17 protein-coding genes and 7 pseudogenes are annotated in these 20,300 nt (G+C 67.8%); 11 read left to right on the forward strand and 13 right to left on the reverse strand.

All coding sequences use genetic code 11. The features are described 5' to 3' along the window. Window positions 1–168: 168 nt before the first annotated feature. Window positions 169–936, reverse strand: coding sequence for a hypothetical protein (locus QR77_RS38170; protein ID WP_201778859.1), 768 nt, complete (start codon window positions 934–936; stop codon window positions 169–171). 676 nt (window positions 937–1,612) lie between these two features. Between QR77_RS38170 and QR77_RS38175 the strand changes: the two genes are divergently transcribed. Beyond that, window positions 1,613–2,218 (forward strand): hypothetical protein, encoded by a 606-nt coding sequence (locus QR77_RS38175; protein WP_040026534.1) that lies wholly within the window; start codon window positions 1,613–1,615, stop codon window positions 2,216–2,218. Window positions 2,219–2,378: 160 nt separating this feature from the next. Here QR77_RS38175 and QR77_RS38180 read toward each other — a convergent pair. After that, window positions 2,379–3,629 (reverse strand): annotated as a pseudogene (locus QR77_RS38180) (IS1380 family transposase); the annotation flags it as partial. A 1-nt stretch (window position 3,630) separates the two neighbouring features. Here QR77_RS38180 and QR77_RS38185 point away from each other — a divergent pair. Next, window positions 3,631–3,990 (forward strand): annotated as a pseudogene (locus QR77_RS38185) (Scr1 family TA system antitoxin-like transcriptional regulator); the annotation flags it as partial. Window positions 3,991–4,059: 69 nt separating this feature from the next. On the opposite strand, the gene QR77_RS38190 reads toward QR77_RS38185, so the two are convergent. Beyond that, window positions 4,060–4,281, reverse strand: coding sequence for a hypothetical protein (locus QR77_RS38190; RefSeq protein WP_040026535.1), 222 nt, complete (start codon window positions 4,279–4,281; stop codon window positions 4,060–4,062). Between the two features lie 2 nt (window positions 4,282–4,283). Between QR77_RS38190 and QR77_RS38195 the strand changes: the two genes are divergently transcribed. Continuing rightward, complete coding sequence (locus tag QR77_RS38195; RefSeq protein WP_236710985.1) at window positions 4,284–4,577, forward strand: hypothetical protein; 294 nt, start codon at window positions 4,284–4,286, stop codon at window positions 4,575–4,577. Between the two features lie 115 nt (window positions 4,578–4,692). Continuing rightward, on the forward strand, window positions 4,693–5,187 hold the full coding sequence (locus QR77_RS38200; RefSeq protein WP_052489387.1) for a DUF721 domain-containing protein: 495 nt from the start codon (window positions 4,693–4,695) through the stop codon (window positions 5,185–5,187). A gap of 306 nt (window positions 5,188–5,493) precedes the next feature. Here QR77_RS38200 and QR77_RS38205 read toward each other — a convergent pair whose 3' ends face one another. Further along, entirely contained in the window at window positions 5,494–6,846 is a 1,353-nt protein-coding gene (locus QR77_RS38205; RefSeq protein ID WP_236710986.1) for an MFS transporter, read from the reverse strand. Window positions 6,847–6,983: 137 nt separating this feature from the next. Here QR77_RS38205 and QR77_RS38210 point away from each other — a divergent pair, with 137 nt between their 5' ends. Together QR77_RS38210 and lepB are read left to right on the forward strand one after the other, a co-directional pair. Then, window positions 6,984–7,553, forward strand: a complete 570-nt coding sequence (locus QR77_RS38210) for a CGNR zinc finger domain-containing protein (protein ID WP_040026536.1) — start codon at window positions 6,984–6,986, stop codon at window positions 7,551–7,553. 666 nt (window positions 7,554–8,219) lie between these two features. After that, a pseudogene (lepB, locus tag QR77_RS38215) lies at window positions 8,220–9,011 on the forward strand (signal peptidase I); the annotation flags it as partial. Window positions 9,012–9,034: 23 nt separating this feature from the next. Here the strand turns inward: lepB and QR77_RS44485 are convergent. Beyond that, window positions 9,035–9,231: pseudogene (locus tag QR77_RS44485) on the reverse strand (transposase); the annotation flags it as partial. A gap of 520 nt (window positions 9,232–9,751) precedes the next feature. On the opposite strand from QR77_RS44485, the gene QR77_RS38220 reads away from it, so the two are divergent. Continuing rightward, a complete protein-coding gene (locus tag QR77_RS38220; RefSeq protein WP_236710987.1) occupies window positions 9,752–10,558 on the forward strand; it encodes a DUF11 domain-containing protein in 807 nt (268 codons plus the stop codon). A gap of 106 nt (window positions 10,559–10,664) precedes the next feature. Here QR77_RS38220 and QR77_RS38225 read toward each other — a convergent pair. The 6 genes and pseudogenes from QR77_RS38225 to QR77_RS38245 all read right to left on the reverse strand — a co-directional run. After that, window positions 10,665–11,015: pseudogene (locus QR77_RS38225) on the reverse strand (short-chain dehydrogenase); the annotation flags it as partial. Beyond that, a complete protein-coding gene (locus QR77_RS49890; RefSeq protein WP_269084348.1) occupies window positions 11,009–11,134 on the reverse strand; it encodes a hypothetical protein in 126 nt (41 codons plus the stop codon). The pseudogene QR77_RS38225 and the gene QR77_RS49890, both read right to left, overlap by 7 nt. A gap of 91 nt (window positions 11,135–11,225) precedes the next feature. Beyond that, window positions 11,226–11,963, reverse strand: coding sequence for a dienelactone hydrolase family protein (locus QR77_RS38230; protein WP_040026538.1), 738 nt, complete (start codon window positions 11,961–11,963; stop codon window positions 11,226–11,228). Window positions 11,964–13,051: 1,088 nt separating this feature from the next. Then, window positions 13,052–13,918, reverse strand: a complete 867-nt coding sequence (locus QR77_RS38235) for an ABC transporter substrate-binding protein (RefSeq protein WP_236711219.1) — start codon at window positions 13,916–13,918, stop codon at window positions 13,052–13,054. A 42-nt stretch (window positions 13,919–13,960) separates the two neighbouring features. Further along, window positions 13,961–14,722 (reverse strand): SDR family oxidoreductase, encoded by a 762-nt coding sequence (locus QR77_RS38240; protein ID WP_236710988.1) that lies wholly within the window; start codon window positions 14,720–14,722, stop codon window positions 13,961–13,963. Further along, on the reverse strand, window positions 14,719–15,378 hold the full coding sequence (locus QR77_RS38245) for a TetR/AcrR family transcriptional regulator (protein WP_078877655.1): 660 nt from the start codon (window positions 15,376–15,378) through the stop codon (window positions 14,719–14,721). Before QR77_RS38245 ends, QR77_RS38240 begins: the two co-directional genes overlap by 4 nt. A 100-nt stretch (window positions 15,379–15,478) precedes the next feature. Between QR77_RS38245 and QR77_RS38250 the strand changes: the two are divergent. Both QR77_RS38250 and QR77_RS44495 read left to right on the forward strand, forming a co-directional pair. Further along, window positions 15,479–15,832, forward strand: a pseudogene (locus tag QR77_RS38250) (kinase); the annotation flags it as partial. Between the two features lie 604 nt (window positions 15,833–16,436). Further along, window positions 16,437–16,601, forward strand: a pseudogene (locus QR77_RS44495) (pirin family protein); the annotation flags it as partial. A gap of 43 nt (window positions 16,602–16,644) precedes the next feature. Here the strand turns inward: QR77_RS44495 and QR77_RS38255 are convergent. Continuing rightward, a complete protein-coding gene (locus QR77_RS38255; RefSeq protein WP_040026540.1) occupies window positions 16,645–17,238 on the reverse strand; it encodes a TetR/AcrR family transcriptional regulator in 594 nt (197 codons plus the stop codon). 221 nt (window positions 17,239–17,459) lie between these two features. Between QR77_RS38255 and QR77_RS38260 the strand changes: the two genes are divergently transcribed. Then, on the forward strand, window positions 17,460–18,284 hold the full coding sequence (locus tag QR77_RS38260; RefSeq protein WP_040026541.1) for an SDR family NAD(P)-dependent oxidoreductase: 825 nt from the start codon (window positions 17,460–17,462) through the stop codon (window positions 18,282–18,284). A gap of 161 nt (window positions 18,285–18,445) precedes the next feature. Here the strand turns inward: QR77_RS38260 and QR77_RS38265 are convergent, their stop codons facing one another. Next, complete coding sequence (locus QR77_RS38265; RefSeq protein WP_040029388.1) at window positions 18,446–18,868, reverse strand: ACT domain-containing protein; 423 nt, start codon at window positions 18,866–18,868, stop codon at window positions 18,446–18,448. 624 nt (window positions 18,869–19,492) lie between these two features. Here QR77_RS38265 and QR77_RS38270 point away from each other — a divergent pair. Then, the gene (locus QR77_RS38270) at window positions 19,493–20,257 is read left to right on the forward strand and encodes a 2OG-Fe(II) oxygenase (protein ID WP_236710989.1); all 765 of its coding nucleotides are present in this window, start codon (window positions 19,493–19,495) and stop codon (window positions 20,255–20,257) included. The last annotated feature ends 43 nt before the right edge of the window (window positions 20,258–20,300 follow it).

The following is a 20,300-nucleotide window of genomic DNA, read 5'->3' on the forward strand; positions in this document are numbered from 1 at the left end:
GGCGGCGCGGAAGCGCGAGGCGCGAGCGCCTGGGGGAAACACAGCGAACCGGAACGGAGCCCGCGCAGCCAAAGCCAAGATGAGGGAAAGCTACCGAAGCCTCCCTGCGCTTCTCCGGGGGGCACCTCTGATATGGCGGGGCGAGGAGGAGCTGACCCTCGGCTCGCATCAGCAGCGTGTAGTGCTGGCGGCGCTGCCGTCGCGGCGCGGGCGCCATGTCAGCACCGCCGAGATCGTCCCCGCCGTATGGGGTAAGGACCTTCGCGCGGCCTGGGGATCCGGCGGAGTGTGCAACGGAGTCTGGCGCGGGTCGAGTTGTTCCGCATACGCCTCGGCCCACTCCAGCCAGTCCGCCTCGTCCGTCGCAACCGGTGTGTCGCCGGCTCGGGCGCGGGCGGCCTGGCAGAAGGCGCGGATCTCGGCGGCCTGCGGGCAGGCCCGCGTCTGCCCGGTCAGAACTCTCGCCCGGTGCTGTTCGACCTGCTGCTCGCGAGCCAGGGCGACGGTCGCATACCAGCGCCGCCGCTGCTCTGCCTCGCGTAATTCCTTCTCCCGCTCCCGGCGTTCGGCTTCCGCCGCGAGCTGTTCGAGATCCTGCAGGGGGTGTCCCAGCCGCGACTCCAGCGTCCAGCGCGCACCTTCGCTGTAGAAGTACGAATGCTGATACCAGTTCCCGGCAGGTGCACCGAGTGCAAGGTGTCCGATGAACTCCTCGTCGTACTTGGGTACGCGGGTCCACGGGCTGTGCTCCTGCCGGCGGAGCTCCTGCGAGGTCGGCTCGCGCGGGACCTTGGCCGTCCGCTTGGTGAGGACGAGAGGAAAGGCCCGGCCCCGGATCACGATCGCCAGCGTGTGCACGGCATCACCACGCTGCAGGTCGGTCTGAGTCTCCACCGTGTAGCCGCGGCTCTCGGCCTCGGTCAGGAGCGCGTGCATGATCCGCAAGGCCCTTCAGCGAGAGGCCGTGACAGGTACAGCGGGATAACTTCCGGTCTGTCCCGGGTGTCGATCAGGCCCTGGGGCAGACCGAGGGCCTTGCGCGTGGCACGAACGAGACGATGAGGGCGTTCCAGGGTCTCCGTGTGGGTGCGGGGCTCTGCGGGCTGGAGGGCATGACTCCATTGTGGCGATGGGGAAGGTGGCGTGGGTCATGATGCATGAGCTTGCGTCCGGAGCGAGCGGCAGTGAACTCGTGCAGGCGATTCGGCCGTGGCAGCCCGTTCCGCCCGAAGAGGCGGGAAGGCTGTTGGTCATGACGCTCGCTTGACGCTCTCGGCGCCCGCACCAGGGATCGTGAGGCGAAAAACAGGCCTTGACCTGGTCTTTTCCACGAGTTGCCGAGGCCGACATCTTCCCGATGACCCACCACGTGGAGTGCGTCGCGATCCTGGAACCTGTCGAAAAGGGCCGTTGACCTGCAGGTTTGGCGGGTGTGCGTGATGTGCGCGTGAATCAGGCTTCGCCTCAGGTCGGACAGCTGCGCGCGGGCCGCGCGCCGGATCGTGCTGCTGTCCGCCCCCCAGGTGTCGTACGTCGCGGAGATCGGGCGATACCTCACTGGCATGGTGCGTGAAACCTTGAAAGGACACTCGACACCAGCGAGGAGGCACTTGTGACTGAGACACCTGCCAGCCAGGACCCGCGATGGATACGGGCTGAGGCCGATCTGCGGGCCTTTTGCGAGACCCGCGGGTTCGATCTTGAGGCGCTCGAGGACTGGAGCACCCTGGTGATGATTGTCTACAACCCCAAACTTGGGTTGGAGGATGCGAAGAAGACCATCGTTGAGGAAAGCGAGAAGCACCTCAGTGAGGCCAGACAACGTGAACGCCAGGAACGGGTCACCAAGGACAAACTGAGCGCAGCCATCGCCCCCGTCGGGTCGTTGAATGACGACATACGCAACATCGTGGAGCAACTGGCGGATGCGTACGTCGGAGGTCACCGGGTCAATCTCGCACTCGGCCGGACACTCCTAGCGTGGGAGCACGATGAACTGCGCGAGCAGTGGAACATGGTGAGAGACGTGGCTGGCAAGATTCCGAACTGCATCTTCACCAACTTCCACAGCTATCCCGCGACAGACAAGGCCGCGGCCGGCCACGGAAACGTCGGCAACACCCTGGATACGCGCCGATACCAGGGGAATCTGCTGGTCTTCATCAACGGAGTGAAGTTCAACATACACATCAACACCACCTCGGCATCCGAGGACTGAAGTTCGCTGGCCTCTTGCACGTCGGTCCGTCGATTCATTTGGCGGGCCGTTTGTGCTGTGTGGTTGTTTTTGTGCAGGGTGATGCCCGGCTGTCGTGTCGGGTGGGCGCCGGTTCCACAGTTCCGGTTGTGGTGTGCTCGTTGGAATGGCGGGTGGCTGGTCAGCAGGGGTTCGGAAGGGCTGCGAGGCGGTGGATCGCCTGTGTGATCACGTCCGTCCAGGGCCAGCGGCGGGCGGAGTCGCATCCGTCGGGGTTCCCACCGGCGGGTTTCGCCGGTCAGGGCGAGCATCGGCATTCAGGCGAGAAGATCGAGTGCGAGCTGGACGATCTCGAGCCGGATCTGGTTCTGGGCGGTGTGGTGCAGGGGCAGGTTGCGCAGGCGGGTGGCGCGGGCATTGCGGATGCGGTCCTCGCAGCGGGCCCGCAGGCGGTGGCGTAGTTCCAGTTCGGCGATCGGGATGGTCACGGTGTTGGTGGCGAAGCAGGTGAACTGTGGTCCGTCGGCGTCGGTGATCCTCAACCGGGAGACGTGGTGCGGGCGTTCTCTGCGGATGATCAGCCGTATGCCCTCCGGCCAGCCGTCGAGGACGTTCCCGGTCAGTTCGGCGACCCGGGCTCCGTCCCGGATGTGGCCGTCGGGCTCGACGGCGGGAGTCCAGGCGGACGCGGGGACCTGCAGCACGGCCTGGTGGATGGCGGCGGTGATGGTCATGCCGACCGAGTAGGACAGCCACCTGCCGCGGCGGGCCAGCCAGGCGACGAACTCATGAGTACCGGCGGCGGAATTGGTGCGGATCAGGGTCTGGCGTCCGCGCCGGTAGCGTTTGGGTAGTTGGGTCAGGGTCAGCTTCGTGGCGGAGATGTGGTCGGCCGCGGCGTTACTGCCGCGTTGCCGGGCCGCAGCAGCGCGGCCACCGGCTCCCCGGAACCGGCCTGGCCGTGGTCGACGAACGCGACCAGCGGAAGATGGCCGAGGGTCTTCTTCCAGGTCGCGGTGGCATCCTGCTTCTCGGAGTGCGCCAGGACCAGCAGGCTGTCGATGTCCACGATCACCTGCCCGTTGGCAGCCGGACCGTTCTCGCCGGCCAACTCCCATACTCGCCGGCGTACTTCGGCTCGCGCGTTCCGGATGGCCGTCAGGGCCTTCGGCCCGGATGCGGCCAGGGTGCCGATGAGACGGGAGACCTTCGGATCTGACGCCACCGGCCCGAAGGCGCCCGGCTCGGCCCGCAGCTTGCCGATATCGGCCAGGCAGTCCCCGCCCAGAGCCGTCTTGAGCGCGGCATCCAGCAGGATCTTGCCCGGATCGTGCACCGCCCGCCGCTTGTGCCACGGCGCCAGAGCCGCTGATGTCGCGGTGTCCAGGCCGGACTTGCGGACCGTCTCGACCAGTAGCACCGCGCCGCGCCGGCATGAGCGGGGGCACCGCTTCGTGCTCTTCGTCGAGGAGAGCGCCCTCCGCTACCAACTCGGCGACGCGGACGCCATGGCCGCTCAGCTCGGGCACCTGCTCAGCGCAGGCGCCCTACCGTCCGTATCCCTCGGCGTCATTCCGATGGCAACCCGCCGGCGGAGCATGTGGCCGCAGGAGACCTTCCACGTGTACGACGACACTCTCGTCTCGGTGGAGTTGCTCTTGGCGCAGGTGAACATCACTCAGCCGTCGGAGATCGCCCTGTATCTGGCGGCGTTCGAGGAGCTGCGGAGCATGGCTGTGTACGGGGCCGAGGCGCGCGCCCTGATCGTCAGGGCCATCGGCGCCCTGACCTGAACCCGGATGCGCGAAAGCGCCCCCTGCTCGGCCCTCAACGGGTCGGGCAGGGGGCGCTGCGGTGTCCCGCTAGGTGGTTCTGCCGAGCCCGTACGGAACCCGGTCACCGTGGCGTTCGAGGTCCGCCGCGTACGCCCGGTCCTGAGCCCTCACGCGGCGCCGTACCGCCTCAAGCGCAGGCGCATCCGTGGCGAGCTCGCCGGCCGCTGTACGCAGCAGGTCGACCAGCGTCTCGCGCGCGGCGGCGTGTTCTCTGACCGCTCGCGCGCTGTGTTCCTGATCGGAGATCATCTGTGTCCCTTCCTGCCGGCCGAAGGAAGGCCGCGGCCGCACTCGCCTTCGGCGCGCTCCAGGCGGTGGAGCAGGCTCTGCCGGAGTTCCGCGGCAGCGCCCTCGGGCGGCTCGGCCGGACCGAAGAAGCCGAAGCCGAGACGAAGCGGGCGTTCGCGGCCGAGCAGAATCGCAGGTGGTTCCGAGCGAACCCGGGCAGCGCGGACGCGATCGCCGCCGCGACGAAGGCCGCCAATACCGCCCGGGAGCGCACCGCTCAGCACCTGCTCACGGTACGGCTGGAGCAACTGCGCTAGCAGAGCACCGCCCGTACCGAGACGGCCGGGCCCCTGCCGTGGCGGGACCGGCTGCCCGAGCTCGCCGCCCGCCCCCTCCACGGTGGTACGACCGGGACGGTGAACACGTGAACACGTGACCACCTGGCACAGCGGCGTCGACCTCGCCCGCCAGGCTCTGATCGCCGCCCGCGAGGCCGCCAAGAAGAGCGGTGGCACCCGCAAGGAGAAGCCCCGACGGCGGACCCAGACGGTCCGGCGGGACGGCCGCGAGCCACTCGGGCTCGGTGCCGCGATCCAGATGATGATGACCGAGCGCGGCCTCGCCGCCCCCGCCGCGGGCGGCAGCGTCCTCGCCTGCTGGGACGACATCGTCCGCGCGACCGTGCCCGAACTCGCCGAACACGGTCGCGCGGTGCGGTTCGACGCCGACACAGGCCGTTTGGACGTCGCCCCCGCCAACCCCGCTTACGGCACGAAGCTGCGCTGGAGCGCGCCGAGACTGATCACGGAGGCCAACAAAAGGGTTCCTGGGGCGAATGTCCGTACGCCGCACGTCCTGGCACCCGCACCCGGCACCGCCAGCCCTGCGGCCGCTGAATCCAGTCCCATCTCGGCCAGCGGGGAATGATCATTGAAAGGAACGCGCGCGCCTCCGATAACTGAATTTATTTCCCCGTCGGTCGTGCCGTCCGTACCATTCATTACTCACGGTCCTCGGGCATCGGTCACTCTCCATGACGCCCGGCCGATGATTCCCGAAATCCCGAAGAGGAGCCAACCGGCGATTGAGCGACTATCGAGGGAGTTGATGACCCGCGAACCCTGAGCACCGTTATTTATTTCCGTGATACAGAAAAGGAAACCGGCGGGTCCGGCCTCCTTTTCCGCGGTCCGGCGTGCTACGCCCCTTCCGGGCGCGGCACGCGTCGGCCGGTCAGGCGCGCTCCTCGGCGAAGACCTCGTTCAGCGTGGTGTGGGTCAGAACGCGCAGGAACGGCAGGATGGTCACGGCCACCGACACGGCGAAGACGGCGAACGCGAGGCGGAGGCCGACCCATTCGGCCAGCAGGCCCATCACGCCCGCGCCGATGGGCATGGCGCCCCAGCTGAACAGCCGGCTCACCGCGTTGTAGCGGCCGAGCATGCCACCGCGCACGATGTGCTGACCCATCGTCCGGGAGTTCACGGCCCACAGGGTGCCGCCCATGCCGCCGGCGAAGGCCGCGGCGGTGACCGCCCACAGGCTGGTGGTCACCGCGGGCACGGCCATCATCGCGAAGGTGCCGATCAGATCGGCGAACATCACCCAGCGGCGGCCGAAGAACCGGTTGATCCGGGTGACGACGAGAGCTCCGACCAGGCCGCCGATGCCCAGGGCGCTCAGCACGGTGCCGTACTGCCGCGAGTCGAGATGCATGACATCGGTGGCGAACAGCGGCATGAGGGCAAGCCAGGCACCCCAGCAGGCGCACAGGACCGTCAGGATCAGGGCCATGGTGCGCAGCAGCAGGTTCCGCCACAGATAGCGCAGGCCGCCGGCGATCTGCTGGTTGACGCTCTCAGGGGCGGCCGCCTCCCCGGTGCCCGTGGCGGTCTCCCGTACCGCGCGGAATCGGCCGACGAGCAGGATCAGGATGAACGAGGCCAGCAGGTACGACACCCACGTGGTGCCCAGCGCGACGGTTGTGCCGGCCGCGAGGAGCAGGCCGCCGACGAAGGGGCCGCAGAACTCGTTGCAGACCGTCTCGGCACCGGTGATCCAGGCGTTCGCGCGTTCGCGGCCCTCCGGCGGGGTCAGGGCCGGTATCAGGGCCGCGGCCGAGGTCAGCGCGATGACTTCGGCGATGCCGAGCCCGGCGCCGGCGGCGCAGAGCACCGCGATGGTGACGCCACCGGCCGCCGCCACCTCGATCAGTACGCCGAGGGCGAGCAGTCGCAGGGCGTTCGCCCCCCACAGCAGGCGGCGGCGGTCCACGCGGTCGACCAGGACCCCGACGTGCAGGGCTGTCAGCAGCCAGGGCAGGGACAGACTGAGCGACACCGCCGCGACCTGGGCCGGGGAGGCCGACGCCCGGGTCGCGAGGAGCGGCAGGGCGATCTTGGTGACGCCGTCCGCGAGGTTGGTGGCGGCGGTGAAGGCCAGGAGGACAACGGTGTTCCGGCTACCGAGTTGTGCGGAGGGCCCCGCGTAGACCTCCGCCACAGGTTCCGCGACTGCCACCGGCCCCTCGGCGGCCTTGGAGGCCTGGTCGCTCGTCGATTCTCCGTCCATCAACTGTCCGCCCATCGAGGCTTCCTAACCGTCTAACAGATTGAGTGGTGAGTGGCACGCGTCGAGTCTGACAGAGGGTGGCGGTCCATGTCACCGGTCAAACCGATAGACGGTCATCAGCAGTAGGATGGTGGCTCACCTGGAGGTGACTCATGCTCGATGCCCCGGCGCCGGCCCGACTGATCGAAGCCTTCGTCAACACCGTCGACGTGGAGCTCGGTACCGACGAGCTGGACACAGCGGGCGGGCTCCGCACCTGGCTGGCCGCCCGGGGCCTGCTCGACCGCGACGGTGTCGTCAGTGCCGAGGACCACGCTCTGGGGCTGCGTTTGCGCACCGGCATCCGGGAGGAGCTGGGTGTCAATGTCGGCGACACCGCCGACGCGGCGTTGCTGGCGGGGGCCGACGAGGCACTGCGTGAGCTGCCCGTCCTCATCACCGCCGGGGGACGGTACGCCGGCGCGGGCGTACTGTTCCCCGCCCCGGACCTGCCCCCGGCCAGAAAGGCGCTGGCCGGCCTGGCGATCGCCTGGAGCGAGCTGGCCATCACCGGCCAGTCCGCCAGGCTCAAGCGCTGCGCGGAGCACGCCTGCGCCTGGGTCTTCTGGGACGTGTCCAAGAACCGCAGCCGCCGCTGGTGCTCGATGCGGGTCTGCGGCAACCGGGCCAAGGCACGCCGGTACACCGCCAAGCGGACCGCGTCGGGCGCCCGCCCGGCCTGAACCGGGCGGATACCCGCACCCCGACGACAGGTCCGGGGCGGGAAGTCCTGAGCACCGGCACCGGGAAGTCCTGGGCAGGCGAACGGAACATCCCTCGGACACCGAGATCATGGTTCCTCCCACCAGATATCGGAGTCGTGTACGGAAAGCAGGGGTCGCAGCGGAATTCTCGGTGCGGGCGCACCGCGTGCCGGCCCGCCACTACGGCCACCTCGACATCCTGCGCGAGACACTCGACGACCCGCGACTAGATCCGGCGGAGATCATGGGCCGAGCCAGAGTCGGATCGAGACGACGGTGACGGTGCCGTGAAGGATGTAGCCGCCCTTGGCGAAACTCGTGGCTCCACAACAGCACGAAGGCCCGGCAGAGGGGCCTCCGACAAGCTGCTTAGAAGGTGAGGCCGCCACCGAGGTCGATACCGATCGCAGAAGCGGGAGCGGCAAGGGCGGAGACAGGGGCGAAGGCCGCGAACACGACCGTAGTGATCCGACGACGTGGGCGTACCACCACTCGATGTAGGGGCGCAGGCCGTCGGCGGTGAGGAGGTGGGCCGGGCCGCCCGCGCGTGGCTCAGAGGCGCTGCTGGACCCGACACGACCGAGAGGCAGCATCCGATGGAGGCGCCGCCCCAGCGCCTTTCAGGGAACTCCCGATCGTTGAGTGATGGGCAGAAGTAGCGCCGCGGGAGCGGACGATGATGCGGACAAGGGAGCAAGTGTGAACGCGGTAGGGACGGACGGGGCTTCTCGGATCGACGGCGAGCAGGTGTCCGGTCCATCCAGACACGGAAGCGGGAGGAGGCGCTCGGTGTGGAAGGAACTGCCGATCCTGGTCGTCATCGCCCTGGTGCTCGCGCTGATCATCAAGACCTTCCTGGTGCAGGCGTTCTCCATCCCCTCGGAGTCGATGCAGAACACCTTGCAGCCAGGAGACCGGGTTCTCGTGGACAAGCTGACGCCCTGGTTCGGCTCGAAGCCCGAGCGCGGGGACGTGGTGGTCTTCCATGACCCGGCCGACTGGCTGGGTGACGAGGGAGCCCCGCACCCCAATCCCGCGCAGAAGGCTCTCAGCATCGTCGGACTCATGCCGGCCGCCGGGGAACGGGACCTGATCAAGAGGGTCATCGCGGTGGCCGGCGACACGGTGGAGTGCCGGGGTACGGGACCTGTGAAAGTCAACGGCAAGCCGCTGGACGAGCCTTACGTCTTCGCCGGAGACACCCCGTGCAGCAACGACGACCAAGGCGGCCAGTTCGACGTCACCGTGCCCAAGGGGAAGATCTGGGTCATGGGCGACCACCGTCAGAACTCGCTGGACTCCCGCTATCACCAGCACGACAAGACGCACGGCTTCGTCCCTATCGGCGATGTCGTCGGGCGTGCCGTGGTCGTCGCCTGGCCCGTCGGTCGCTGGGCGACCCTGCCGGTTCCGGACACCTTCGGTCAGCCCGGCATTCGCGCAGGATCTGTGGCCGCCCAGGCGAAGGCCCGGAGGTAGCCGGCGTGGACGAGGCGATCGTTTTTGCCGTGTCGGCGCCCGACGTAGCGTTTTTGCCGGAGGCGCGGGTGATCGGTGCTGATCCGTCGTATGCCTTCAGCGGGCGGGGGTCGGCGAAGCGTGTCTTGTCGTCGCCGATCTCGGCCGGCACCTGCGCGCCGAGCTGGGGGCCCAGGCCTTTGAGGGCCTGTTTCTGGACCTCGCATCTGTTTCTGTCCTGCCGATTCTGACTTCGCGCACTGCCACAAGGCCGGGAGTCTGCCGGATGTAGAGGTCATTTGGTCGGTTGGCGGCTGAATCCGAACAGCTACCACGTTCCTGTTCGTGAGCGTCCGGGCCGCTGTCATGCTGGCGAGGTCGCCGTGGCCCGGACTCCTGCCGGGGGGATGGGCCATGCGCGGTCCGTGTTCCGGGTGGTGAGTGATCTCCCGGACCTCTTGGGCCCGTGCCGGCACGACCGCACCGCCGCTGGTTGTCGGGGTCCTTCGGTTCCCGCTCGCGGTGGTGCGCAACCGAGTGGGGGAAGAACCTTCGTGTCCTCGAACACCACCGCGTTACCCGCGCCTTCCCGATGGCACTGCTGGGCCAGGACACGCGCCTCGGGCTCCGCCCCGGTTGCGCGACCGGGCCCGCTGCACCGTATCCGCCGGCGGGCGCTGTCCGGGCTGGCGGTACTGGCCATGGCCGCGGGGGTGGCCGTGGCTGCTCCTCAGGCCGCCCAGGCCGTCTCCAACATCAGTGTTTCGTCCACCACCGTCGTCTCCGGCGGCACTTTCACGATCAGCTTCAACGGCACCGCGGACTCGGCCCGTACCGGCGCCGGTGAGAACTTCTACGCCGGCTCCTCATCCTTCGGTAATCTCCCGGCCTTCACGACCATCGTGTCGTGCACGGGCAACAGCGCCCCCTGCACCAATGTCAGCACCATCGGCCAGCGGGTACCGGTGGGTGACGTGGCCGCAGGCGACGCGTTCAGCGGAACGCTCACCCTGAGGGTGAACCCCGGGACCGCGACCGGCTCGTTCGTCCTGCGCCACCAGCTCTACGGCAACGGCAACGGCGGCGAGGCCATCGAGGACGGGCCGACCATCACTGTCACCGACGCGCCGCCGCCCGCCGCCGACCTCGCCGTGGGTGTGGCCGCGCAGCCGCACCTGGGCATCCTGGTCCCCTACCTGGCTTACACCCTGAGCGCCCACAACGCAGGCCCGAACGCGGTCACCTCCGCCACCGTCACCGCCGCCCTGCCGCCCGGTGCCTCCGCGACGGACCTGTCGACCGGATGCGCCACCACCATGGGCACCGTGACCTGCGCCTACGGTGCGATCGCGAACGGGGCCAGTACGGCCAAGTCCTTCCACGTACCTCTACGCCTGCTCTCCTTGGGCCACGTCACCGTCACCGGAGCGCGCACCGCCTCCACCCCGACCGACCCGGACCCGGCCAACGACACCGCGAGCGCCACCTGCACCGTCATCTCCTTCATCCTGGCCACCTGCCCCTAAACCCACCCCCGGGCACCGCGCGCACCGCAGTGCGGCACTCACCGCGGGCCGCGACGCATCGAACGGTGACCGTCTGACGGCTGGCGCCCCCCGACAAGGCGTGCGCCGTGCTGGACACGCCGGGGTGGGCGGCCACCGCGACTGTGGTGCCGTGCGGGGCGAGCCGGCGCTGCAGCTCGTACGTGAACATCAGGTTGGCCAGCTTGGACTGACCGTAGGCGCCGGGTCGGCTATACGACCGCTCCCACTGCAGGTCGTCGAAGTGGATCGCGGCCCGGATGCGGTGGCTGGTGCTGCTGACCGTCACTACGCGCGAGCCGGGCACCGGCAGCATCAGGTCCAGCAGCAGCCCGGTGAGTGCGAAGTGGCCGAGGTGGTTGGTGCCGAACTGCAGCTCGAAGCCGTCCTGGGTGGTCTGCTTCGGGGCGTACATCACGCCGGTGTTGTTGATCAGCAGGGGGCTTCGTTGTCATGGAAGAGGGCCGCGATCGCCGTCTGGGCGGCCTTCAGCTTCTTCTCCAGGACCGTGCACTCCTGGGTCTTCGCAGTTGTGCATACGCCTCCGCAATCGAGCATCTGCCCGACTGCGGTTCCGCTGTGCGGACTTGAGGGGGGGACTGTCAGGGCCCGACGCCGACCAGGCCAGGCGCCAGCGTGTTTGCCTGGGTCATGCCCCCAGGTCCTCCGTCACGGGCAGGCACTCGGCGAGCAGGTCGACGACGTCGCGCCAGGCTCGCTGCGCGTGCTGTGGGTGGTAGCCGACGCCGGGGACCATGGGGTGGTCGACCGGCGGGTGGTGGAAGGCGTGCAAGGCGCCGCCGTAGACCGCGAGGCGCCAGTCAACGCCCGCGGCCTGCATCTCAGCGGTGAACGCGTTCCGTTGCGCGGGCGGCATGATCGGGTCTTCCGACCCGACCCCGGCCCACACCGGGCAGTGAATGCGCGCCGCCTCGCCCTGTCGGCCCGTGGTAGTTGCGTTGACTGTCCCGATCGCGCGCAGGTTGACGCCATCTCGCCCGAGTTCCAGCGCGATGGCGCCCCCGGTGCCGTAGCCGACGGCGGCGATCCGGTCGGGGTCGGTCCGCGGTTCGGTGCGCAACACGTCGAGCGCCGCGTGGCCGATGCCCCGCATCCGGTCGGGGTCGGCGAGCAGCGGCAGGCAGCGGGCCAGCATCTCCTCGGGGTCGCCCAAATAGCGCCCGCCGTGAAGGTCGAAGGCCAGCGCTACATATCCCAGTTCGGCGAGAGCATCGGCCCGGCGGCGCTCGACGTTGCTGAGCCCCATGCCCTCTGGTCCGAGCAGCAGCGCGGGCCGGCGGTCGACACCGGCCGGGAGCGCGAGGTGCCCGATCATCGTCAAACCGTCGGCCGGATACTCGACCGTACGCGTCGTAATCGTCGTCATGAGACTGGACTGTAGTGATCGTCGAGCCCGGTCCGGCCGGTGTTCTGCCGCTGGCAAAACAGCCCGGGTACCCCTCTGAAATACGGCGAGGGCTTACGAGAACCGTCATAAACCCCGTCCCCACGGCAGCGCTATCGGATCACCTGCCCAGGCCGCGGAGTCGGAGGCTGATCCTCGCAGCAGGATTCTGGGGTATAGCGGCTCACTCCCGTGAAGGGCGTCACCAGCTAGTAGTGCTTTGTTAGGTGGTGTCGTAGGGCTGCCATGGGGTGGGTTGTCGGCAGGTGGGGAAGGTGCCGGTCCAGGTGGCCAGGAGGTGTTGGAGGGTGCGCGGCCTGGATGGTCGCGTTGTCCGGCAAGAGTGGCAGGAGGTACTGACAACGGGTCTGCCCATCAGGGTAGTTGGTGCTCGAACAGGACGAACACCCCCTGCATAAAGGTGGCTTGAGGCACGAACGCCTACGATCCAGGCCAGGGCGGGCGTTCGGCTCGGGCGGCTACGGCGCGACGGTGTACTCCCCGGTCGTCGTCCCGCAGCCCTCGGCGATCTCCGCGACTGTGTCTGTCTCGTCCTTGTCGGCGGTGAGCTTCCAGCGGAGCTTCGTCCCGACCTTGCACCCCGGCCTCGACGATCGGCTTGGTGCGGGACTCGGCAAGCAGGACTTCCATGCGGGTGTTGCACCCACAGCAGGAACTGAAGAACACAGACGGTGGCCAGTTGGGCCGGCGAGAGCCCGGGGCGTCCGTCACGGGGTATCAGCCCGCGAAGTCCTCGTCGCACCACAGGCCGTCCGGCCGGTCTCTCACCCACATCGCCGTCATACCGCCCGGGTTGCTTGTCCGTGCGATTCGCGCGGTCGGAGAAGGGACTTGTTCACCGGAACGGGGGCGGAGCGACAACGGACACGTTGGTAGCTACATCGGTCTTCGGAACAGCTCCGAGCATGCCCGCTGATCATGCTGGCGCACTGTGAAACTCCAAGATCCCCGACACGCGACCGGGGCCGCTCGCGCCAGGAGCCGGCCCCGGTCTGCCCACCCTGCGCCGGCACGACAGCGGGTCCTGAGTCGGGAGAGGGAGATCCGGGTTACAGCGGTGGGTCCGTGCGGTAGATCTCGGCGGCGTCCGGCGCCGACGGGGCGTTGAGCTCCCGCGCCACCGACGCGAGGGCCTCCGTGGCAACGGACGGGGTGTGGCGGCCGTCCGTGGTGAAGTAGGGGGCGACATAACGCTCGTAGTGCTGCCGGGCCTCCTCCCTGTCCAGGCTCGGTATCAGGGCGTTGATGTGGCGGGCGGCGAGGTCCGGCTCGTCGTGGATGGCGCGCAGGGCCCGCCGGTTGGCCCGTACGAGCGCGCGGACGGCCGGGTCCTCCGGAGCGTGGCGCGTGGGGTCGACGGCGATTCCCACCGTGGGGATCCGGAAGTCGTCGCCGATGAACGCCAGCAGCCGCAGGCCGTGTTCACGGGCGATGACCTCGGGGACCAGTGTGCTGCCGACGAACGCGGCGTCCAGTGATCCTGCGGCGAGACGCCTCAGGTGACGTCCGTAGTCGCCCGGTTCGAGGACCACGGACCGGATGTCGTGGTCCGGGTCGAGCCCGTGCTTCCTCAGTACGATGCGGGCGAAGCAGCCGGGCGCCGAACCGGGGGCATGCAAGCCGATTCTGCGGCCCTTCAGATCCTCGACGGTCGCGAAGGTGTCACGGGCCAGGAGCCAGAACAACGGCCGTTCGGTGTTGACGCACAACACGGTCCACGGGGCTCCGCCGGAGACACGCGAGAGCACGGCGCGGCCCAGGCCGATGGTGGCGGACCCGCGGACCTGCTCGTCGTCCCAGGCGCAGCCGTCACGCAAGGCGACGTGCACGCCCTCGTCGGCGTAGTAGTTCTCCTGGTCGGCGACGTACGCGACCAACTCCTCGTGAATTCCAAGGCCTACGTGGGTCAGGTCCATCGTGTGCACGGTGTGGTGTTCCTTTCCGAATGCGGGAGGGGCTCAGTCCATGGCCATTCCGCCGTTGACAGGCGCGACGGTTCCGGTGATGAAGGCGCTGTCGTCCGAGGCGTAGAACGACACCGCTCGGGCGACGTCGTCCGGTGTGGCCATACGTCCCATCGGTGTCGCCGCCGCATGCCGCAGCTTGTGCTCCGCGCCGAAGACATCGGCGAGAGTGGTTTCGTCGACGGGGCCGGGCGCCACCACGTTGACGGTGACGCCGGCCGGTCCGGCCTCCTGGGCGACGAAGCGCGCGAACTGGTCCAGGGCGGCCTTGGCGGTGCCCAGCGCGATCATGCCCTCGCGGGGGTGGCGGCTGAGTACGGTGCTGAGATAGACGATGCGTCCGTAGCCGCGTTCAGCCATGCCGGGCAGGACGGCCTTGGTGAGGCCGAACGCCGCGCGCACCTCCTGCTCCAGCTTGCCGCCCAACTCGTCCCAGGTGATGTCGTGGAACGACTTGACGGCATAGGGGATCAGGGCGTTGTGCACGAGTACGTCCACCGCGCCCCAGGCCGAGACGACCTCCTCGACCATGGACCTCACGGCGTGCTCGTCCCGCACGTCGGCCTGTGCGGCCATCGCCTGGCCGCCCGCGTCGGCTATCGCGGCGACGACGCCGTCCGCCTCTTCCCCGCTGCTGCGGTAGTTGACCACGACGCGCATGCCGCGGGACGCCAGGAGACGGGCGGTGGCGGCGCCGATGCCCCGGCTGGCGCCGGTGATCAGGGCGACCTTCGGAGTGTTCACGGAGTCGCTCACGCGCTGTCCTGCGTCCTTGCCCCGGCGTCCACGTCCGGGGGCCGCACAGCTCCGTGGAGCACGACGTCGATGGTGGCGCGAAGGAGGTCAGCGGCGCTCCTGTCGAGATCCTGGGGCAGCCGCGACGCCAGGAGTTGTTCGAGGGCGCCTCGGGTGATCAGGCTGAGCAGCTCGGGCGGGGCGGGCAGCAGGCCGCGTTCGTGACCGGTCCTGAAGAGCTCGTCGATCCGCCGGTAGACCACGGCCTCGACGCGCTGCTCCACATACGGCCGCAGCATCGGATCTCCTCGCCCCCACAGCAGTTGCGGCGCTCCGATCCGCGACAGCTCACCGCCGGCCGCGATCAGGAAGCGCTCCACCTGCTGGTCGAAGGCCTGCCCCGCGACCGGTTCGGCCGCGGAGGCCAGGGCCTTGTCGACCCGGGCGAACTGCCGGTCGAGCACGGCGGCGAGCAGACTGCGCTTGCCAGGGAAGTAGCGGTAGATCGTCTTCTTGCTCATGCCGAGTTCCCGCGCGAGCTCGTCCATGCTCGTCCGGGTGAAGCCGAGGGAGAAGAACAGCCGGTCGGCGGCGTCCAGCACCAACTCGGCGGTGTCTGTGCCGGTGAGGCCGCCGCCGGGCAGTTCAGAAACTGAGGAACCTGTTTGAGTTTCCATAGTTCCACTATGTTTCGCATGATCCAGGATTGTCAACAAGCGAGGTGCGAGCCGATCCCTCGTATGCGCGATGCGCGTGATGGTGGGCAGCACCGAAAACCTCATCGACCTGACGGCCCGGTACGCCCTCGACGCCGGGTACCACGTCGTCCTCGAAGGCATCCTCCACGTCGCGCACTACGGCGACATGCTCTAGCGGTTGATCGCAGACCACCGGGGTCGGACTCACTGTTACTACCTGGACGTGCCCTTTTCTGAGACGACGGTCAGGCATGCCGCCAAGCCGATCGCCGCCGACGTCAGCGAGGGCCGGCTACGGGAGTGGTACCGGCCGCCCGATCTTCTGTCCGGAGGCGTCGAGACCGTCATCGCCGCCCACAGCGCTCCGCACGACACGGCCGACCGCATCATGCGCGATACCGGCCTCACCGGTCTTCCGGCCCTGGAGCACTGACCTCAGCCTGCGCCGGGCGACCTGATATCCCCGGAGCGGACGCTGGAGCGCCGGGGGTCAACGGCCCCGGCACACCGAGGGGCCTCCGGTACGTGTGGTCGGGTAGCCGGGTCACGGCACCGTGATCCGGCTACCCGACCCGTAGCCTCGTTGGCGGAAGAGATACGAGCCCGGTACGTCGAGATCGACCGCGGATTCCGCCTGGACGTCTCGCGCCGCAACATCGACGCCATACTCCCTTTTCCCTTCGACGCCCTGCCGGCCGGGCAACGCGAATGGGCCCGCCGCGTCGTCGACGAGGCCACCCTGCACGTCGACACGGCCGAGCTGGCGGACGAAGTACCCGACGAGATGCTCGACAGCCTCGTCGACCCCGCCGCACCTTCGCCTCCGCCCAGCCCATCGGGCTGTCCCGGGCGGCGCAGAAGAAGATCTTCATCGGATTCATCGTCACGGTCTTCTTCCTGCTCCTACTGCAGGCCCAGATCGACAATGAGGCTCCTCGCGCCGGGGCCGGCGGGCATCCGTCCGGCCGAACGAGCACGGAACCGCCCCTTGCGGACTCAGACGCCTTTGACCTGCGGAAACGCCGAAACTGTGTGAGATGTGGTGGAACTTCGTGGGCCGCTCGCACGAGGAGATCGAGGCGGCGCGAAGGGACTGGATGGAGAGCACCCGCTTCGGCGAGGTACAGGGTTACGACGGCGCCCGGCTGCCCGCTCCCGAACTGCCGCCGGTCGCGCTGAAACCACGGGGTCGAGTGCGCTGACCTGGCCGTTTGTGTGTGGGAGCCGAGGGCGACGAGTCGGCGGCTATGTCGTCTCTGTCGTCAGGGCGGTGATCGTCGCGGTGGCCGCAGCGACGACCGCGCGACGGTGGATGGCCACGTGTCGGCGCACCTGTGCCTCGTCGCCGGGTCGCAGGGCCGGGGTTGATGTCGCCCACGCCGTGGCCAGGGCAATGATCAGCATCAAGAGTGTGCGGGCAAGGAGAAGGGCGTCGTCCGGGCTGTCCACGGCGGCCGTGAACAGGCCCGTCAGCTTCTCCGCCAACGCTCCGTAGCTCTCGGCTTCGTGCTCGGTCGGGCTCTGGCGTTCGAGCTGCTGCCACAAGATCATCCGCATCAGGGGTGGATGGTCCAGCAGGTAGTCGAAGACCTCCCCCACATAGCCCGGCAGATCATCGGCGCTGAAGGGAACGTCCGTGATCAGGGCACCGCAACGAGCTTCCACCACTGCATCGAACAGCCGTTCCTTTGATCCGAAGTGGAAGTAGATGGCCTGCTTGTTCGTGCCGGCGGCCTGGGTGATCCGGTCGACGCGGGCGCCCGCCAAGCCGCGCTCGGCGAATTCGGCGAAGGCGGCATCAAGGAGATTCGCTCGGGTGGCGGCTGGATCGTAGGGCATACCGCCAGGATATCCCAGTCAACCGTTTGGTTGACATGGCTGTCGCGCTGCGCCTACCTTTCAATCAACTGGATGATTGAAAGCAGCCGGAGGGGCTTGGTTCATCACGGGCGCGTCGGTGGGCTCAGATCTGATCATTCGGTCCCGCCTCTGGTGGCGAAGCCGACCAGGCCGTTCAGGTGAGTGGCAGCTCATCAAAGGCATTAACTGAGAGTGAGCACATGAGTAAGGTTTGGTTCGTTACCGGGTCGTCGCGTGGCTTCGGTCGGCAGTTCGCGGAGTCGGCGCTGGCTCGCGGTGACAGGCTCGCTGCGACCGCCCGGTCGGTCGAGTCCCTCAAGGACCTGGTGAACACCTACGGTGACGCCGTGTTGCCGATCGCTCTGGACGTAACGGACAAGACGGCCGTGGTCGAGGCGGTCGACGAGGCGGTCAGGTACTTCGGGCAGTTGGACGTCGTGGTGAACAACGCGGGGTACGGCCTGTTCGGAACCGTCGAAGAGCTCGGCGAAGCCGACTTCCGCGCGCAGATGGAGACCAACGTCTACGGCGCCCTCTGGGTGAGTCAGGCAGTGCTGCCGTATCTGCGGAAGCAGGGCAGCGGCCACATCATCCAGATTTCCAGCTTCAATGGGATCGCTTCGATCCCGATGATGGGAGCCTATTCCGCGTCGAAGTTCGCGCTGGAAGGGTTCTCCGATGCGCTCGGACAGGAAGTCGCGGGATTCGGCGTCAAGGTGACTCTCGTGGAGCCCGGGGGTTACACCACAGACTTCGGTGGTTCCTCCGCCGCCCACTCCGCTCCGATCGCCGCCTACGACGGCGTGAGGCACACCTTCTTCAGCGCCCTCGCGGAGATTCCGCCCGGTGATCCGGCCGCCACCGGTCCCGCTCTGCTCAAGATCGTTGACGCGGAGAACCCGCCGTCCCGTGTGATGTTCGGTTCCTTTCCCCTCAACGCGGTCGAACCCCTCTACCAGGAGCGCCTCAAAACCTGGAAGGAATGGGGCGACTTGGCGGTCGAGGCAGAGTCCGTCAAATCCTGACATCCATCCCGTACCCCGGTAGAAGCACCTGAGCCGCCGTGCGCACCACCTCGTCAAACTGCGAGAGCGGCAATCGTCCGGGCGGACTTGGGTCTACGAGGAGGTTCCTGAGGATCAGCCGGGGCGCTTCGCGCATCCGTATTCGCGAGAGTCGGCCGATGTCAGCCCGACTGGCGCGCGAGTTCCTCGATCAGGAGAACAGCCTCGGCCGCCCGATCGTAGGGGACGAAGAGGTGGTCGTGGTGGAAACCGGCGATCACGTTGCAGCTCAGGCCGGCCGAAGCCAGTTTCCCGGCGACGGCGGCGGTCAAGCCGACTGCTTCCAGGGCGGAGTGGACGCGCAGCGTGATCCATCCCGCCACGTAGTCGTACGTGAGACCCGCCGCCTCGGCGTCCTCCAGGCGGATCACCCGAGTCAGCCCCTCTTCTTCGGCAACTGTGACTACGGGAGTCGCACCGAGAGGATTGTCGGGACCTGCGTGCACCGTCGTACGGCTGGCGACGGTGGTGAAGACGTAGCGTCCGGGGTTCAGTTCGGGGCGCATGCCGCTCAGCAGGGTCCGCAGATCTTTCTCACCGCTCATGATCACCAGCTTATAAGACGGTGTCCTGCGTGGTCAGGAGGACCGCCTCGTGCAACCGCCCCCACCCGCCGGCAGGATCAGCGGCTCCGCAATCTCCCACAACCCGTCCGGAACAATACAACTCCGCGCATCCCGCTCCATGAACGGCCCAACGAACCAACCCTAATAGGACACGGTCTTAGTGGTTTTCCTAGTTTTCATTGCCCCTCGTTGACACCGCTGGGGAGATCGCCCAGACTAAAGTCTGATTTTTCCATTGGACTTCTGAATAACTCTGAACTCCGGGTCGTGGAAGCCTCGGTTCCACCCGCTGACGAGTCTTCGGCAGTCCAATTCGCGAACGACATGTGCTTTGCAGTGCGCGACTGGAGGAGAACTGTAATGAGCGACCGTGCTTGAGATCAAGGGTTCAAACCGCTGCTCTCGGCTCGGTCATACCGTCGTGAACGGTGAATTTCGTTCTTTTTGGTCCGGGCTGTTTCGCCGCTACTGTCGATCCGAATGAACGCGAAATCAGGTTCCGGGCGAGGTCGCACTCTTGCACCAGTCCTGCGCCGTCCATAGAGAGGAAGCCATCCTTTGACTACCCTACCCGACGTCGTACGGTCCGCCACGAGTACGGTCGTGCATGAACTCACCACAGATAATCTGCTCAAGCTCGCCAGCCGAGAGATCGCTGCGATCCACGTGCGCGGCTATTACCCGGCCGAGGTCGCGGCCAAGGTCGCCGAGAAGGCAATCAATCACCAAGAACTCGGCCATTACCACAAGCAGAACACCAGCAGTGTCGGTCGTGTCCATATGCCTCACATTGATACCAAGTGGGACAAAGAGCTGACGAATAAGTACCACGAGCAGGCGCTCCCGGCGACCGAAGACGTCCGCTCGATGTTCCATCCCTACATCGCGCCGGTGGACCGCATCCGACTGGACCTGCAGGAGCTGTGGCCGGCGGGAGCCAACCTGCTGCGCCTGCGAGGCCGGGCCTGCTTCGTCGGTGCCCTCCGGGTCTTCCAGCCGAACACTTCGGAGTTCTGGCCGCACAGCGACTCGATCGACTGGGAGACCGACGCCCCCGAGATCGATGGCGTCCTCAACCAACTTGTTGCCAATATCTTCTTGCAGTCCGCCGACGAGGGCGGCGACCTCCAGCTCTGGCTGCGCGAGCCCTCTCCGGAGGAGAAGGAGAGGATCCTCGAGGTCGAGGGCCTGGAGCCGGACTCCATCGAGAAGCCAACTCTTCAGATCCACCCGGAAGCCGGGGACCTCATCCTCATGAGCCCCCGTCAGCTACACGCGGTGACGCCGGCCAAGGACCGGCACCGGGTCGGAGCGAGCGCTTTCATCCTCACCAAGGGCCCGGAGGAACCGCTCCTGTTCTGGAGCTGACGCCCCCCACCGGCCGCTCGGCCACGCGTCGACACTCAGAGGA

The organism is Streptomyces sp. 150FB (genome assembly GCF_000818195.1).
Lineage (GTDB): Bacteria > Actinomycetota > Actinomycetes > Streptomycetales > Streptomycetaceae > Streptomyces.

Excerpts from the sequence above, each read along its gene's own strand:
- QR77_RS38235 (WP_236711219.1), bottom strand. The coding sequence starts at position 13,918 with ATGGACCTGACCCACGTAGGCCTTGGAATTCACGAGGAGTTGGTCGCG.
- QR77_RS38265 (WP_040029388.1), bottom strand. The coding sequence starts at position 18,868 with ATGAGCGGTGAGAAAGATCTGCGGACCCTGCTGAGCGGCATGCGCCCC.
- QR77_RS38255 (WP_040026540.1), bottom strand. The coding sequence starts at position 17,238 with ATGCCCTACGATCCAGCCGCCACCCGAGCGAATCTCCTTGATGCCGCC.
- QR77_RS38260 (WP_040026541.1), top strand. The coding sequence starts at position 17,460 with ATGAGTAAGGTTTGGTTCGTTACCGGGTCGTCGCGTGGCTTCGGTCGG.
- QR77_RS38245 (WP_078877655.1), bottom strand. The coding sequence starts at position 15,378 with ATGGAAACTCAAACAGGTTCCTCAGTTTCTGAACTGCCCGGCGGCGGC.
- QR77_RS38210 (WP_040026536.1), top strand. The coding sequence starts at position 6,984 with ATGCTCGATGCCCCGGCGCCGGCCCGACTGATCGAAGCCTTCGTCAAC.
- QR77_RS38170 (WP_201778859.1), bottom strand. The coding sequence starts at position 936 with ATGCACGCGCTCCTGACCGAGGCCGAGAGCCGCGGCTACACGGTGGAG.
- QR77_RS38230 (WP_040026538.1), bottom strand. The coding sequence starts at position 11,963 with ATGACGACGATTACGACGCGTACGGTCGAGTATCCGGCCGACGGTTTG.
- QR77_RS38190 (WP_040026535.1), bottom strand. The coding sequence starts at position 4,281 with ATGATCTCCGATCAGGAACACAGCGCGCGAGCGGTCAGAGAACACGCC.
- QR77_RS49890 (WP_269084348.1), bottom strand. The coding sequence starts at position 11,134 with ATGCTCGATTGCGGAGGCGTATGCACAACTGCGAAGACCCAGGAGTGC.
- QR77_RS38205 (WP_236710986.1), bottom strand. The coding sequence starts at position 6,846 with ATGGGCGGACAGTTGATGGACGGAGAATCGACGAGCGACCAGGCCTCC.